The organism is Bacteroidia bacterium, from assembly GCA_027493955.1.
Taxonomy (GTDB): domain Bacteria; phylum Bacteroidota; class Ignavibacteria; order SZUA-365; family SZUA-365; genus JAOSJT01.
Map to the genome: position 1 here is coordinate 2,941,367 of JAOSJT010000001.1, position 16,562 is coordinate 2,957,928.

Annotated in this window: 13 protein-coding genes; 9 read left to right on the forward strand and 4 right to left on the reverse strand. The window is 57.1% G+C overall.

Annotation, left to right across the window (positions count from 1 at the left end; genetic code table 11):
• Position 1: 1 nt before the first annotated feature.
• The 4 genes from M5R41_11225 to M5R41_11240 all read left to right on the forward strand — a co-directional run bounded on the left by M5R41_11225 (position 2) and on the right by M5R41_11240 (position 6,241).
• Positions 2-1,504, forward strand: a complete 1,503-nt coding sequence (locus tag M5R41_11225) for an insulinase family protein (GenBank protein MCZ7556959.1) — start codon at positions 2-4, stop codon at positions 1,502-1,504.
• A gap of 187 nt (positions 1,505-1,691) precedes the next feature.
• Positions 1,692-3,995, forward strand: coding sequence for a hypothetical protein (locus M5R41_11230; GenBank protein MCZ7556960.1), 2,304 nt, complete (start codon positions 1,692-1,694; stop codon positions 3,993-3,995).
• Positions 3,992-5,248: a hypothetical protein gene (locus tag M5R41_11235; protein MCZ7556961.1), complete on the forward strand. Its 1,257-nt coding sequence runs from the start codon at positions 3,992-3,994 to the stop codon at positions 5,246-5,248. The genes M5R41_11230 and M5R41_11235 overlap by 4 nt, the downstream gene beginning before the upstream one ends.
• Positions 5,249-5,350: 102 nt before the next feature.
• Positions 5,351-6,241, forward strand: a complete 891-nt coding sequence (locus tag M5R41_11240; protein ID MCZ7556962.1) for a glycosyltransferase family 2 protein — start codon at positions 5,351-5,353, stop codon at positions 6,239-6,241.
• Between the two features lie 51 nt (positions 6,242-6,292).
• Here the strand turns inward: M5R41_11240 and M5R41_11245 are convergent, their stop codons facing one another.
• Both M5R41_11245 and M5R41_11250 read right to left on the reverse strand, forming a co-directional pair.
• A complete protein-coding gene (locus M5R41_11245; protein MCZ7556963.1) occupies positions 6,293-7,591 on the reverse strand; it encodes a serine hydroxymethyltransferase in 1,299 nt (432 codons plus the stop codon).
• 355 nt (positions 7,592-7,946) lie between these two features.
• Positions 7,947-9,170 (reverse strand): T9SS type A sorting domain-containing protein, encoded by a 1,224-nt coding sequence (locus tag M5R41_11250; GenBank protein MCZ7556964.1) that lies wholly within the window; start codon positions 9,168-9,170, stop codon positions 7,947-7,949.
• A 544-nt stretch (positions 9,171-9,714) separates the two neighbouring features.
• Between M5R41_11250 and M5R41_11255 the strand changes: the two genes are divergently transcribed.
• Positions 9,715-10,929, forward strand: coding sequence for an alpha/beta hydrolase (locus tag M5R41_11255; GenBank protein MCZ7556965.1), 1,215 nt, complete (start codon positions 9,715-9,717; stop codon positions 10,927-10,929).
• 96 nt (positions 10,930-11,025) lie between these two features.
• Here the strand turns inward: M5R41_11255 and M5R41_11260 are convergent, their stop codons facing one another.
• Both M5R41_11260 and trkA read right to left on the reverse strand, forming a co-directional pair.
• The gene (locus M5R41_11260) at positions 11,026-12,624 is read right to left on the reverse strand and encodes a TrkH family potassium uptake protein (GenBank protein ID MCZ7556966.1); all 1,599 of its coding nucleotides are present in this window, start codon (positions 12,622-12,624) and stop codon (positions 11,026-11,028) included.
• Complete coding sequence (gene trkA / locus M5R41_11265; protein MCZ7556967.1) at positions 12,617-13,993, reverse strand: Trk system potassium transporter TrkA; 1,377 nt, start codon at positions 13,991-13,993, stop codon at positions 12,617-12,619. Before trkA ends, M5R41_11260 begins: the two co-directional genes overlap by 8 nt.
• 392 nt (positions 13,994-14,385) lie before the next feature.
• Between trkA and M5R41_11270 the strand changes: the two genes are divergently transcribed.
• The 4 genes from M5R41_11270 to M5R41_11285 all read left to right on the forward strand — a co-directional run bounded on the left by M5R41_11270 (position 14,386) and on the right by M5R41_11285 (position 16,547).
• Positions 14,386-15,561 carry a Xaa-Pro peptidase family protein gene (locus M5R41_11270; GenBank protein ID MCZ7556968.1) on the forward strand — a complete coding sequence of 392 codons (1,176 nt, stop codon included), beginning with the start codon at positions 14,386-14,388 and terminating at the stop codon, positions 15,559-15,561.
• A gap of 67 nt (positions 15,562-15,628) precedes the next feature.
• On the forward strand, positions 15,629-15,868 hold the full coding sequence (locus tag M5R41_11275) for a DUF6132 family protein (GenBank protein ID MCZ7556969.1): 240 nt from the start codon (positions 15,629-15,631) through the stop codon (positions 15,866-15,868).
• Between the two features lie 3 nt (positions 15,869-15,871).
• Complete coding sequence (locus M5R41_11280) at positions 15,872-16,120, forward strand: zinc ribbon domain-containing protein (GenBank protein ID MCZ7556970.1); 249 nt, start codon at positions 15,872-15,874, stop codon at positions 16,118-16,120.
• A gap of 7 nt (positions 16,121-16,127) precedes the next feature.
• Positions 16,128-16,547, forward strand: coding sequence for a rhodanese-like domain-containing protein (locus tag M5R41_11285; protein MCZ7556971.1), 420 nt, complete (start codon positions 16,128-16,130; stop codon positions 16,545-16,547).
• The last annotated feature ends 15 nt before the right edge of the window (positions 16,548-16,562 follow it).

Here is a 16,562-nt window from a genome sequence, read left to right on the forward strand (position 1 = left end):
CATGTCCTCTTACGTCCGGCCGCTGGCGAAAATGATACTGTCTGCGATTCTGCTTGCGGGTTGTACCCCTCCAGCATCCGAACACCTTATCCCGTTCCCCGATAAGGATGATCCCATCGTGTCGTTACGACTGTGGATCAAGACCGGATCGCAGTGCGACCCGACAGGCAGGGAGGGGCTCGCCGCACTTACCGCCGCAATGCTGACCCGGGCCTCGACAAAGGTGCATTCGTATTCGGAGATACTCGATCTCCTCTATCCCATGGCTACGTCGTATCAGGCGACGGTGGATAAGGAGATGACGGTAATTACCGCGAGAGTACATGTCGACAATCTCGAGGAGTTCTATCCGCTGCTGATCAACGCTGTTCTGCATCCGGCGCTTCTCGAGGATGACTTCAGGAGAATTCGTACGGACATGATCAATGCGATAGAAAAAGGTCTGCGGTACTCCGACGACGAAGAACTTGGCAAGGCGGCCTTGCACACATTTGTTTTCGAGGATACACCGTACGCACATCCTGTCGTCGGTCGCGTGGCGTCGTTGAAAAAAATCACCGTGGACGATGTCCGTTCATTCTACAAGCGTTGGTACACCGGAGACAACATCGTGATCGGCATCGCAGGCGGCTATGATGATGCGCTGATCGAACGTCTCCAGCTCGATATCGCCAAGCTTCCGGTCGGAGCGCCGACACCGCCGGGGATGCCCGCACCGAATGAGATTCAGGGGCTGCAATTCCTTCTGGTGGAAAAGGACTGCAAAGCCACGTCCATCAGCATGGGCGTCCCCATCGACGTGCTGCGCGGGCAGGACGATTTCTGGCCGTTATTCCTGTTCAATTCCTGGTTTGGTGAACACAGAAACTCTTCTTCACATCTGTATCAGGTACTACGGGAAGCGCAGGGCATGAATTACGGCGCATATTCATATATCGAGTTCTTTCCGAATGGCGGCCACACGCACATGCCAACCCCGAATCATGCACGCCGTCAGCAGTTGTTTGAGATATGGCTGCGACCGGTGCGGCATGAACACCGGCATTTCGCGCTTCGTGCCGCGCTGCGTGAATTGCAGATGGCCGTGGATAGCGGTATGACGCAGGAACAGCTCGATCTCACCAAGCGCTTTCTGGATAAATACGTTCGTCACTATGCCAAAACCGCCTTCGATCGCCTCGGCTACGCCATGGACAGCAGATTCTACGGATTACGAGGCGATTATCTCGATGTATTGCGTAAGCGCTTGCGGCGGGTGTCTCTTGACGAGGTGAATACCGCCATACGAACGTATCTTCAACCCGCGAACCTGAAAATCGCCGTAGTGACGAAAGGCGCACGCGCATTCGCGGACTCATTGGTGACCGATGCGCCGAGTCCCGTTATCTATGACGCTCCCAAGTCCGTGAAGGTCATCGAGGACGATGCCTTCATTCAGGTGTATCCCCTCGCTGTGCGCCGGGAGAACATACGCATCGTTCCAGTCGGACAGATGTTCCGCTGATCACGACGGCGGGCGGAGAATGGTGCTGTCGCGAGGCTCCGCACCTTCCGGGTGTCCGTGTCCCCAGTCTGTGCCGTGCACGCTCTGCCCTTGTCCATCGCAGAAGACATTCTGGCCACATCGGCGAAGCCGGCACCCGATGCGGCATTTCGTATATTGATGATTTCAGACAGACTGTTGCAACTGCATGACCACCCATGATGTGATTCTCAAACCTGAACGCGTGCGCACCGTCGCGGATATAGGCGCCGACAACCGCTGCATCGTTATTGCGGACAGCGCGTTGCCCGTGGACGTCCTGCGCGCACTGCCGAATCCTTTGCTGGTACGTGCGGGAGAGGAGTTGAAGACGCTCCATTCTGTCGGCGATCTTGCCTCCGAGGTTTTACGCCGGAGGTCATCGCGACCGATGACCCTTGTGGCTGTCGGAGGCGGATCTGTCGGTGACGCGGTGGGCTTTCTTGCGAGCATTCTGTGGCGCGGCGTAGAGCTGTGGCATGTTCCTACGACGCTGATCGCCATGGTGGATTCCGCGCACGGAGGAAAAACCGCCGTCAATCTCGGTGAGGCAAAGAATCAGCTTGGGACCTTCCATCTGCCCTCAAGAACGATCATCGTTGAACAGCTTGTCGAAACCCTGTCGCACGATCTGCGCCGCGAAGGTATGGCTGAAGTGCTCAAGGCGCTCTGGCTCGGCGATAGCGACGCCGCCCGCGCACTCGATCCGTTCGATGTGGAACGCTGTGTGTACGCGCCGGGACAGGAAGCCGCAGCAGTCCTCTTCCCTCTGCTCGAAAAGGCCATTGCCGTCAAGCTTCGTATCGTCCGGGAAGATGTCCGAGAGGAGCGGGGGATTCGCACGGTGCTGAATCTTGGACACACAGTGGCCCATGCGCTGGAGCTGACCGCCGGGCTGCGACACGGAAACGCCGTCGCATGGGGTCTTGCAGCCGCGCTGCGCTTCTCGTCCGAATTCGGGCTCCCGCCGGATGACCTGGGGCTCATGCAAAAGCAGCTCTTTTCCTTGCTCCTTCCCCTTCAGCAACTACCGGAAAGATTCGCCCTTCTCGGAGCAATGAGCCGCGATAAGAAACATGTCCACGACCAGCTCCGCTCCGTGTTCCTGCAGCGGCTGGGACAACCGATAATCCGTACGGGAATATCGGCATCGGAATGGATAGACGCTTTCCATGACGCATACCGGACATTCATCCATCACCCCATCGAGGTTCGGCAGTGCACGCAACGCGCCGTACGCATTACCGCAGAAGCCGGGAAATCGGAACTGAACCGGGCTCTGATCATAGCGGCACAGCGTATCGGCAAAACCACCATAGTCGGCCGCAGCAGCGCGGACGATGTGCGTTCCATGGTGACTGCGCTCCGCGCTCTCGGTTATCCTCTGCAAGAAACGACCGACGGATTCTGTGTTGATAACCTCAATCGCGGCCTGGAACACTATGATGCCCCGGAGCTGCGACGCATCAACGCGGGTGAAGGCGGTACAACGTTCCGCTTCCTGACGGCATTGGCCTGCACGTCATCGAAACCCACAAAAATCATCGCCGCAGACCGTTTGCTCGAACGGCCGCACGAAGCCCTGTTCCGCTCGCTGCGCAGTGGCGGAGCAGACATCCGGCCCTTCGACGACAGCAGCGGTCGCGGCATCGTCGTCACCGGCTGGAAGGAAGCGCCTGCGATGTTTTCGGTGGAGGCCGATCAATCCTCACAATTCGCCTCGGCGATCGCACTGCTCTCCGTGGGTATGGAGCATCCGTTCACGTTGCGGCTGCTTTCGACGCCGGTCAGTGCACCGTATCTGGACATGACACTGCGTATGCTGCGCACGGCTGGTGTGGACATCATCGCGCATGGAGACCTCATCGCCTTCAATCAGACAGAGCGTCTGAATGAAGCTCTGTCGCTCAGCATCGAGGAGGATGCCAGCTCCGTCGCCGTGTGGCATGCTGCCGCAGCGCTCGGGCATCCCCTACAGCCTTCGATACCCGGCACCGACTCCCGGCAGCCGGACAGCGCGGTCGGTGAACTACTCGCCCGTCTGCGCAACGATGTCGCCTCCGAGCTGCCTTTGACGTTAACCGACACCCCGGACCTGCTCCCCGTACTTGTCGCCGTCGCCATTCGCTTGCGACGCCGGGTGCGCTTCACCGGCCTGCAGGCCTTGCGGCACAAAGAATCCGACCGTCTCGTCGTATTTGCCGACACACTTACCGCGGCGGGCGTCGTTGCCCGTGTGGAGGGTGACGCATTGCTCATTGATGGCGCAAGCTCAAGCATCCCGCGCGGGGCAAGAATACGCACCTTCGGAGATCATCGCATCGTGATGGCCGCCGCATTACTGGCGGGTGATGATACGCCGCTGATCATCGATCATCCCTCGAGTATCAGCAAATCGTATCCCTCTTTCTGGAACGATGCACGACGGGCCGGCTGGAGCCTGCGGCCGCATTATGACGGAGTTGCCGAATGACAAAATCCTTCACCGAGTATTATGATGAGGAACGCCGCCGCTCGTCGGGTCAGCCTGCGCGACTTCCGCCCGGTAGCTGCGTCACGCCCGATGGAAGACGCTGCCGCCTTTGCCACGCTCCTTCCATGGAGTATGCGAAGGAGCTGAAGGTGAAAGACACGGCCTTCCGGCGCTTTTGGGCCTCCTTCGCATCGGAAAACGTCGTGGACAGGCTGCGACCATCCCCTTCGGGTCGCGGATATCGCGTGGTCACGAAGCGCAAGGTGCACGTGACACGCGCCGGTTTCTCCATGGGCTTGATCGATCCTGTCGGAAGGAAGCTGCTCGATGTTGACAGTTGTGCTATCGAACCCGCGTCGCACGCCGCGCTGTACGCACGCATTGCCGCATTGTTACGACATCGCGCCGCGAATCCGTTGGTCGCGGCGCTGCAATACGTCATACTCAAAGGCAACTACGAAACGACAGCGGTCATTTTCAATCTCTCGGAAATTTCCCAACACGCTGTCAAGGCTGCGAACACCGTTTCCAAACTGCTGACGCGCGAGTTTCCTTCGGTACAGGGAGTGTTCCTTTTTGAAGATGACAGTGGCGACCGCTATTACATGGGGGGGAACACCGCAGCGGCGGCGGCATTCCGTCGACTCTACGGTGAACGTGAAATCTCTCTGCGCATGGATGATCTCCGTCTGGTTTACGATGTACAGGCGTTTTCCCAGGTGAATCTTTCCGTCATGCCTACGTTGCTCGCCACAGCACGGGAGATGCTCGGCCAGCGCGGTGCCTCGCTCTTCGATTTGTACAGCGGGTACGGACTTTTTTCGATCGGACTCGCTTCGGGTTACTCCGTGGTACGCGGCCTCGAGGTGTCGCAGCAGGCCGTTGCTTCCGCCATGAACAACGCGCGCCGGCTCAAGCTCTCTCATGTCCGATTCAATCGCTCAGATATTTCCCCGGAAAGTCTGATCCGTACCTTACCCATGCTCGGACCAGACGACGCTGTCGTGATGGATCCCCCGCGCAACGGTGCGGCCGATGGGGTGATCGAGGCTGTGGCGGACAGAGGGCCGGGGCGAATTCTGCATGTATTCTGCAACACCGAGCGTCTCAAACCCGATATTGCCGCATGGGCGCGTTGCGGGTATGCCGTGCGCCGCGCGATTCCGGTCGACAATTTCCCGGGGACCGACCATCTGGAAGTTTTGCTGTTGCTGACACCGGAGCAGCGGAGACACAATGACACGGCACACTGAAGCACACCGAATGACAAAGCGACAACTGCGGGCGTGGAGCGGGTGCCGTCTTCCAAGCAGGGATGAATCCGCTGCGGCCAAGAGACGTGTTCGGGATGGAATGTGACGCACAGCATCGTCATCATTACCATGAACAGGCAGCGGGAGCTGCAACGCCTCCTCGCGTCGCTCCGGCAGCAGACACACCCGGCAGAAGAAATTCTCATCATAGATGCAGGCAATGCGGAACTCACCGAAGAATGTTCGGACACGGTGCTCCGTATTCGGCGCATCCGGGTACGTCCCGGCATCTCCGCCCAGCGCAACCGCGGGCTCGACGAAGCGCACTGCGACATCCTCACCTTCATCGATGACGATGCGGAACTCACGCCACGGTACTCGGAAACCGTGCTGCGTCGTTTCCGTGATGAAGCGGATCTCGTGGCTCTCGCGGGGAGCAACCGCGCGGCGACGTGTCCCGGCCCCGTCGAGCTTGCTCTGAGACGGTTGCTGGGGGTACAGACCGGTTGCGGATCTTTTCGGATGCGTTTTTCCGGTTTCCCCGACGTCGCTGCTGCCGTACCGCGGCGCATTGCGGCGGAGGTCCTTCCCTCAACGGTGCTTTCACTTCGCCGTGAGGTCTGCCGTGGTCTCCGTTTCGAGGAATACTGGCTAAGCGGCGCACCCCTGGGCTTGACTACCGGCCGCTGCTTCGGTGAGGATTTGTATTTCACACATCAACTCGCGAAACGGGGCAGAATGACGGTTCTTGACGATGCGGAGTATTCACACATCGAAAGTCCGGTCAACCGCGAATCGCTGTGGACCACCCAGGCCTTGTACGTCTTCGCGATGCGCTGGATCAGTGACCAGACCGCCGCCGGCACGGGCAGGGCAGCCCGCCTGTGGGCCTTGTTCGGGCAGTTGTTGATCAACACCGCCCAGAGCATTCGTTACCGTGAGAGTGGGTACCTGCGTGGATACGTCCGGGCACTGCGCGCGAAATTGAAGTAAAAAAAAGGCCGCGGTGCACTACCCGCGGCCCTGGACTGCGTCGGGAGGAGTTCAATCCACGAGATCGGTGTAGAGCGGGAATCGCGAACAGTACTCGCGTACGCTTTCGCGTATGTCGTCGAGCTTCGCTTCGTCGCCGATATTGCTGATGACGGAATCCACCACGTTCGCGACAAATTCCATATCCGCTTCGCGGAAACCGCGCGTGGTTATTGCCGCGGTGCCCATGCGGATACCGCTGGTGACGAAGGGCGACCGATCATCGAAGGGAACCATGTTCTTGTTCAGCGTGATACCGGCGCGCTCCATGGCTGCTTCGGCCTCCTTGCCCGTCACATTCTTGTTGTGCAGATCGATGAGCATGAGATGATTGTCCGTACCGCCGGAAATCAGATTGAACTCCTTCGCAACAAGAAGCTCCGCCAGGCGCGCGGCATTGGCCTTGACCTGTTTCGTATAGGTGGCGAAAGTCGGCTGCAGGGCCTCGCCGAAAGCGACGGCTTTGGCCGCGATAATGTGCATCAACGGCCCGCCCTGAATACCGGGCATCACGACACTGTCAATGATTTCGGACATCATTTTCTTGCGTCCCGATTTTGGTGCGACCAGGCCGAACGGATTTTCCGTATCCTTGCCCAGCAGTATCATACCGCCGCGCGGACCGCGAAGCGTTTTATGCGTCGTGGACGTCACCACATCGCAATACGGCAACGGATTGTTCAATAAACCCGTGGCGATGAGGCCGGCCGGATGGGCCATGTCGGCCCACAGGAAAGCGCCGACTTTGTCGGCTATGGCACGAAAGGCCTGATAATCGATATTCCGCGAGTAGGAACTGGCTCCCACGATTATCATTTTCGGTTTCTCGCGCAGGGCGGTGGCTTCCACCTCGTCAAGGTCAATCATACCGGTTTCGCGGTGCACGCCGTACGACACGATGTTGTAGAGCTTGCCGGAGAAGTTGACCGGTGACCCATGGGTGAGATGTCCACCATGTGCGAGGTCCATACCGAGCACGGTGTCGCCGGGTTGCACGTAGGTGAAATACACCGCTTGATTCGCCGTGGCGCCGGAATGCGGCTGCACATTGGCATATTCCGCACCGTACAGTTTCATGAGCCGCTGACGGGCGAGGTCTTCCGCCTGATCGACGAATTCGCAGCCGCCGTAATACCGTTTTCCGGGATATCCCTCGGCGTATTTGTTTGTCAGCACACTGCCAGCGGCTTCGAGAACGGAGGGACTCGCATAATTCTCGGACGCAATGAGCTGGAGCTTGGTAATCTGGCGTTCGGTTTCCTGCTGGATGATCTGATGAAGCTGGGGATCGGTAGTGGCGAGGTGAGACATGAGGATTTCTCGGATATGTGTATGCGGTTCTTTCAACCCGAAAAGTACGAAATATACCACGCTCCCCCAAAACGGCGCGTTGGGAATGACGCTTTACGACGTATCCGCCAAAGGCGCGACGGTTGACATTTCAACATACGATGCGCGATGTCCGGTTTTTGACCTTCGACATACAACCGTGCATAATTCACGATTTGCAAGTAGCTCAGCGCCATAATCTTCCTTCTCGCGTCGCCGTTCTGCGTTGCGTTCGCAGCAGATACACGCCCGAGTCCACCGGATGGGCGTTGTGCACGAGCACCCAAAAAAAACGGCGGGGAAACCCCGCCGTATTACGACCTGATAGGATCAAAACTTAACGAACGAGGAATATCTGCCGCATCCCACGGATGGTTTCCTTACCCATGGCGGCCTCAAAGCGTACAAAATAGCTTCCGGACGGCAGGGACTGACCAAACTCGTCAAAGGTATTCCACGTCACTACATGGCGCCCGGGCTGTCTGTCGCTCTGATCCTGGAGGAGGGCGACGCGCCTGCCGAGAGCATCGTACACATGTAACGTAATCGTTGCGGGCACGGCGAGGGAATACGGAATCGAAACACTCGCGCCGGATGAGGAAGGATTCGGATAGACCGCTTCCAGACCAACATACCCCGGCATGATCTGCGTGGAGTGAATATCGCTGTACGCGTATGTCCCGTCAAAATCCACCTGCTTGAGGCGATAGAATACCAGGCGGTCTTCGCGTGTGGAGACGGGCTTGTCGTCGATGAACGTATAGTCGTGGGGTTGCGTGCTTGTCCCGCGACCGGACACAAAACCGATGCGCTCGAAGTGCACACCATCCCCACGCTCCACCTCGAAACCGAGATTTTCCGTCTCGGTTTCCGTCCGCCAGGTCAGCATGGAGCTGCCGTCCGGCCGCCCAGTGACGTTGAACGCAACCAGTTCCACAGGGATGATGAGATTGGTGGCGAGGCGTACCGAATCGTTGAGATTGGTCTGGAGATTCGGACTGAAAATCGCCGTCATCTGCACTTCCTGGAGATACATGCTTGTGTTGTACGGTTGAATGTCGTAGAGACCAAGATCAACCGTACCATTCGCGGTGGGCATAATGGTCATGGTATAGCGCATTATCTCAAAAAAACCGTCCTGCAGCGGATTCCCTGTGCAATCCGTGCTTTGTGAGAAATACTGGCTTTCGACGGGCAGGGCGTTGTTGACATTGCCTGTGCTGGCATGCTGACTGAACCATGCGGATGAGCCGAAGGCCGCGCTGCGGAAAGCGCCGCCCCAATAGTTCGGATTGTAGCGCTGCTGAGCGCCGTTAAACACGAGCTTCGCTGAGGTAAACGTGAAAACCACCGAAAAGCCACCAATACGGCCGTAATTCGGTGGCCACATATTCGTACGGGGTTGGATTTCGAATGCCGCAGAGAGCGTTCCGCCATTCCCCTGATTACAGACCTGGCGGACGCGCATGATGATGTTGTCGGCTGGCAAAATCTGTGCCTCGGCCGTAAAGCAGGACAGCAGGATGCATGCCAGGACCAGCAGAGTAGCAGGAATGCGCATATAGACCTCCGGTAGATTAACGTCTGTGTATTACTGCTTCAATATCCGTCTTTTTCCAATGATCCGCCATAGCGTGATACAGATTTTTTCACACCGTCCTATTTTGTCCATCCTGACAACACGCATCCCATCTGCGGATTTCCAATCCCCTGGAATCCTGAAATCCTCAATCGGATCATCTCACTGAGGAGGGAAGCAGGACATCTCCTTACAATAGTGCCGGGTGAACAGTGAATCCACGTGGGTATTTCTTCCGATTGAATTTGCAGAAACAGAGGACCTCACGAGGAAAAGTCCGCGAAATGACTTTTTCTGCTATCGGATACAGAGCCGGTCGGGAGCCCACATCGAACAGTGCGAAAAATTCACGGAATGGCCCATATTTTCACGCCTCGGAAAGCGCTATTGCTGTTTACGTTACGCATAAGTTAAAAAAAAATCGGCCTGATTTTTGCTATGTACTCCCCGTCGTGTTGTTCGGGATGTCTTATCCGAGGGGGGATAGGCATGTCCTCCCTGTGCCACGAATCATCCAGAGGAACGCATGGACAATGTGTTATCGTCCAGACTCGCAAATTCATTGATCCTGAGCAATGCCGATTTTGAGTTCAAACTGCTGCGGCAGTTCGGTCTCATCACCTATGGGGGAGCAACCTTCGGGGAGTGCTACAAGGCAGCCCGGACGATGGTCGATTGGAATTTGTCCGAGTGGGTCAGGGAATGGGCGACTCTGGCGGAAGACGTTGAGAGAACCGCCGTCTCGAGTCGGGAACGAGGCCATTCCGTCAGTGCGTGCGAGGCGTACCTCAGGGCCTCCAACTACTACCATGCTGCCGAGTACTATGCGCTCGTCGCAAACAGGGATCACGTTACCTATGGCTTGAAATGCAAAGAGTGCTTTGAGCAGGCAATGCCGTTGCTTCCCTACCACGCCGAAGTCGTAAATCTCAAGGCGCTGGACAGAACCTACCCCTGCTATTTTTTCAAGCCCGACGGAGGTGATGCGCCGAGACGCACCGTCATCCTTGTCCCCGGTATCGAAAGCTGCGGAGAGGAACAATACTTCTACCATGCGGTCAGCGCCCTCCAGCGCGGCTATGCCGTATTCATTTTCCAGGGCCCGGGGCAGACAGGTATGTTCCGAACCGATCCCACCTGCTTTCTCCGGCATGACTTCGAGGTACCGCTGCTGGTAGGCATGGATTATCTTGAAAAACGCCCCGACGTGGATATGTCCACGATTACCGCGATCGGCAGTGGATTGGGGAGCTACTTCGTCTCCCGCCTCGCCGTCTTCGATCCGCGAATCAAAGCACTCGTGGTCAACCCTCCGTTTGTTGACATGCAGAAGATTTTCATCGGACTGCTCGGCCCGCGCGCGACGTACGTGGATTTCTCCCTTGAGGATCTCAACGAACTGCCCGACACTATTCTCCGCGTTCCGCTGAAACTGTTCATTCTCAACATGTGCCGCCGTTTCGGCGTAAACCGCCTGCAGCAGTTCATTAAGGCGACCGAACAATACTCGATAAGCGACCGTCTGTACCGCATTCACTGTCCCACGCTTTGCATTCACGGCGATACCGCCTACCCGGAACTCGAGGTGCAGTCACGCTTCTATTTCGAAGGGATCAGCAGCGAGGTCAAGTCCCTTCGCACCGTACAATCCATCCACGAGGCCGATGCCCACGATCACGTCTCCAATCTCGCGACGTTGAACCAAATCATCTTCGATTGGCTCGACGAACTCTATCCCTGACAGAAATACGTAATAAACCTGCGCGCGCAGAATCAAACGGAAAAGACGCGACGGGTTACTGCTTGACGCGCGGGTTCTTCCCGCGCGTTTTGTTTCCTACCGCCACACAGAAGGTCGGAGCAAGACAAGAATGGTGAAGATTTCCAGACGTCCAAGCAGCATGGTCAGAATCAGGATCCACTTTCCGGGGAGAGGTATCCACGCGAAGTTTTCGATTGCGCCTACACCGGCCAGACCGGGACCAATATTCGCGATACAGGCAACAACCGCTGTCACGCTGGTCGTCAGATCCGGCACATACAGCGACAGGAGCAAGGCGGCTGCAACGGTGATAAAGAGAAACAACAGGAGAAAAGAAACGATGTTTCCCACGCGCGTTTCTTCTATGGAATCATTCCCGATACGGATGGGCCGCACAATCCGGGGCCGGGCCATGCGGATGATTTCCCGCCAGGCCGCCTTGATAACCACCAGAATCCGTATCACCTTTATACCCCCGCCCGTGGAACCGGCGCAGCCGCCGATGAACATCAACAGCACCAGCAGCAACTTGACCATCGCCGGCCAGAGGTCGAAATCCGCTGTACAGAACCCCGTCGTCGTGATAATGGAAACCACCTGAAAAGCCGAAGCCCGAAAGCTCCCGTACAACGTCCCGACCAGATCCTCCTGCCGTTCCACATGTTCCGCAAAATCCTCGTATGGCATCGGAGCGCTCCGGAAGCTGCTTCTCGAAGCCTCCGTCGACGGCAAACCGTCAATCGTGAGAACGAGCGTCGAGACGGTGATGGCCGCCAGAATGATATACACATAAAAACGGAATTCTACATCCCGTAACATGAGACGACCATTCCCGCGCAATACATTATAGTGCAGCAGGAAATTTGCTCCGGCCAGGAACATGAATACGACCACGACCCAATGGATCACCTCTGAATCGAAGGCCGCAATCGAAAGGTTTTTCGTGCTGAATCCGCCCGTCGCCATGGTGGCAAAGCTGTGGCAGCAGGCGTCAAACCAGTCCATGCCGCCGATCAACAAGAGAATGATCTCGATCAGTGTGAGCAGTGCATACACCCCCCAGAGAACATTCGCCGTACCGGCCAGCCGTGTGTGCGCGCGCTCTTTCGACGGACCCGGCACCTCGCCCTTGAACATGTGATACCCGGAAACACCCAACGCGGGGAAAATGACCAGCGCAAGCGTGACGATTCCCATCCCTCCCAGCCAATGTGTCAGTGCGCGCCAGAACAGAATCCCCCGAGGCACCGATTCGATGTCGCGCAAAATGGTCGAGCCGGTCGTGGTGAAGCCGGACATGATCTCGAATACGGCGTCGGTGAAACTTTCTGCAATAATGACTGCATCGAGCACCGCGTGTTGCGAGAGGAAATACACGAACAGGGGTATGGATCCGAAGAGCGCCAGCACCATCCATCCGATGCCGACAATGGCGAAGCCCTCGCGCACGGTCTGTTGATGATGTGTTCTCCGTAATGCGATGGTGACGACCGTCCCCACCGTAAGCGTGAGCACAATGGCACTCCAGAATCCCGCGACATCGGGCTGAAACATACGCTGCGCGAATGTCGCTTCGGTACTGTCGCTGATGGCGATCACCAGGGGTGCGAAAAGCGACAGCCCCATGACCTGCAGGAGGCGCGCCACACCAAAGAGCACCGTTCGTTTATGCATGCGTCCCGCTCGACGTGAGGTTCTCGATACCAAACATTTTCCGCAGTTTCCTCACCCCGGCGCTCCGCGCAAACACAAGCACCAGATCCCCGGGAAGCAGAAGCGTGTCTCCACGCGGTACGAGCATTTCACCGTCACGCAGGATGGCACCGACAATGGACGATCCCACCATCCGCTTCCACGAATCTTTCAATGGTCGGTGGGCTACCGCCGTTCGCTCGCGCACCGGTAAACGGAGTACATCGATATCCGATTTCTGTATGTGCAACGAAGTGCCGACAAAGCCCGGCAACACGGCGTTCAGAATGCCCGCCGCCGTCAGCTGCCGCGGATTGATCACATGGTTGATGCCGATGGATTGAAACAGATCTATGTGCTTTTCGTCCGTAAGTACCGCAACGACTTCTTTCGCTCCCTCGGATTTGGCTAGCAGGCAACTCAGAATGTTCCGGTCATTTTGTTCCGTTGCCGCGATGAAGAAATCCGTATAGCGTACATTCGCTTCGATGAGCACATCAATGTCGTTCGCATCGCCGTGCAGCACATCGCTCCCCCGCAGTCGTGCCGCCGCTTCGTCCGCGTGCTTCGGGTCGGGATCGATGAAGGTGACGCGCTCGACCTCTGATTCCAGTGTCGACGCGATATTGATCGCGGTGAGTGTGTCGCCAAACACGATCACCCTTCTCTTCGCGGTACTGTCTACGCCCATGAGGCCCAGTACGTCGCGTCGCGCGCTGTTGGGAAAAATGCACAGCAGCTTGTCGCCCGGACGCAGAATGCTTTCCCCGCGCGGGATAATAACCTCCTCGCCACGAATAATCGCCACGACGAGAAGCATTCTCCCGGCGGGATCGGTGTTCAGCTCGCGTAAGTCCCTGTCCACGATGGGCATGCCCTCCGTGAGCAGGAAACTCCGCAGAAGCACGGCATGTTGCTGAAAGTCCTGGACATCTATGGCGCCGGGAGTTTCCACAATATTGAGGACGGCGTCTTGCGTGCTCTGCTCCGGGTAAATCACCTGTGTTATACCGAAATCCTCCGGACGCACGTGCTCTCCGGAAAAAATGTCTGTCCGGATACGAGCGATACGGTGCGCCACATCGTACTGCTTTGCAATGCTGCAGCAGACAAGATTTACTTCGTCAATCGGAGTTGCGGCGATAACCATATCCGCATCGGCGATACCCGCGCGCTCCAGATCCTTCGGATTGCTCCCTGATCCGTGTATTGCCAAAACATCCATCGTATCGGCGATGAGCGCGCATCGCGGTGCACTCCGTTCGATGATGGCAATGTCGTGCCCGTTGGCGCGCAGGGTCTCGCCCAGGCTGGTGCCCACAAGACCGGCACCGATGATCACAACATTCATATGGACTCGCGATGGTGAGACACGTGCATGCGTAAGATACACTCCCGCAAGGCAATAATCGAGAGTGAAAGGGAATGAAGGCGGAAGCTACGGACCAACAGATCCGGAAGCGCTAATGGATGCCCTGCGGGTCAAGGCCTCCGAGAGAGTGTGCGTACGGGTAGTTCACAGTCTCTGCGGCAGGTTGCGGGCCGAAGATCCGGCGATTGGTGAATGGACTTCGGCCCCGCGGGTAAACCAATCGATTCATGCATCGCAATCCCTGCACACTGAATCAGAAGATCGATTCATGAAGGTGTTCAAGAGCTGGTGTCGCTTCCTCCGTGCATGGCAATGGACGACGTACTATCTTACTTCCTATCGGAAATCCTTCACACAGGTGCATGATGACTATGATCAAGGAAAAAATCGCTCAGGCAATCGACATTCTCCGTGAGAAACGCATTGACATGTGGCTCACGTTTGTGCGCGAAAGCGCCTCCATGCCCGATCCTGCGCTCGACGTCGTCGTCGGGCAGCATGCCACGTGGCAAACGGCCTGGATCATAACGCGCGAGGGTGAGACGATTTGCATCGCGGGCAGTCTGGATGTCGCGAGTATCGAAAAGAATGGACTGTACACAACGGTGATCCCGTATGTTCAAGGTATTCGCGAGCCGTTACTCGAGGTGCTGCGCACGCGTAAACCGAAAAAAATTGCCATCAATTATTCCACCGATTCCGTCATGGCAGATGGTCTCACCCACGGCATGTTCCTGCTGCTGCAGAATATGCTCAGGGATACGCCCTATGCCTCGCGCCTCGTACCCTCCCAGGACGTGCTTTCCGCACTCCGCGGGCGCAAAACGTCCGCCGAAATTCGCAGCATCCGCAAGGCGATCAAACAGACTCTCGAAATCTATGACATGGTCACCGGCTTCCTGGCGCCCGGAAAATCTGAAAAAGACGTCGCGGATTTTATTCTTGCCGAGGTCGCGCGACGGGGACTCGCTCTCGCATGGGATCGCGATCACTGTCCGGCCGTGTTCACCGGCCCCGAGCACGCGGGCGCACATTTCGGACCGACGAAACGCAAGATCCGCCCCGGTCATGTCGTGAATCTGGACTTCGGGGTGAAAGTCGACGGCTACTGCTCCGACTTGCAACGCACCTGGTATGTGCGGAAGAAAGGTGAAACAACGGCTCCGACTGAAGTACAGCGCGGCTTCACGGTCATACGCGACAGCATTCGGCTCGCAGCGGATGCGATACGACCCGGCGTCGTATCATGGAAGGTGGACGACACAGCGCGATCCTTCATTGTCGCCAATGGCTATCCGGAATATCCGCATGCCCTCGGGCATCAGGTCGGTCGCGCCGCCCATGACGGCGGTGTCGGCCTGCTACCGCGCTGGGAACGATACGGTGATCTTCCATACGGAAAAATCGAAGCCGGACAGGTTTTCACCATCGAGCCCCGTCTGCCTGTCGAGGGTTACGGTGTTGCCACTATTGAGGAAATTGTCTGGGTTACGGAAAACGGCGTGGAATTTCTCTCCAAACCCCAACGCGAAATTTTCCTGGTCTGAGCGGTGTTGAATCCTTGTCGTACCTCACGGCATCGAATGAAAGATGCATGAACAGCACGGATGATACATGAACACACTCGCAATTGCCAGGAAAATGCTCCCCGTGGTCATCGGTACGGGCGCAGGATACGCCTACTGGTATTTCATCGGCTGCCTTAACGGCAGTTGTCCGATTACCGGTACCTGGTACACCAGTACGCTCTACGGAGCCCTGGTAGGCGCTACCTGGCTGCTCCCGGGAAAGAAGAAAACGAAGAACACGACAACGGAACACATACCATCAGATCAGCAACCTGAACAGAGGTAATACATGCCCATTTTCGAATATCGCTGCAATGACTGCGCAAATACGTTTGACATTCTGCACAAGGGCGCGGAGAATCAGGATCTGATTCAATGCCCCGAATGTCACTCGAAAAATGCCGTAAAAAAATTCTCCACCTTCGCCGCTTCCGTCGGAAGCACCGCCTCCTCGTTCGATGCCGGATGCGCCACCGGATCTTGTGGCGTTCCGAGCTACGGCGGTGGCTGCGCGAACGGCATGTGTGGACTGGGATAGACCACCGATGAAAGTCCCCTCTTCCCTGAAATCGGTGGCGCTCCTCCTGACCGTCATCGCCGTAGTAAGTTACGCCTCCGCCTGCGCACAGCAGGGCGGTATCCCATCCTCCACGGTGACACAAATGCGGGATGCCATCGCGAAAAAGGGCCCGGGCAAAGTGATTGTGTTGGACGTCCGCACCGCTCCCGAACTCACGAGTGAACTCGGCAAACTGGATGGCATTGTGCATATCCCATTGAGTGAACTGTCTTCGCGCGTCAACGAACTCGCAAAATACAAATCCTCCGAAATCCATGTGATCTGCCGCAGCGGGAATCGCTCGGTCGCCGCCACCCAGATCCTTCGCCAGAAGGGCTACACCGCCTTCAACGTGCAGGGAGGGATGCTGTCCTGGCGCAGCACCTTCGGATCGGTAAACAAATAAGCGCACACCCCGTAT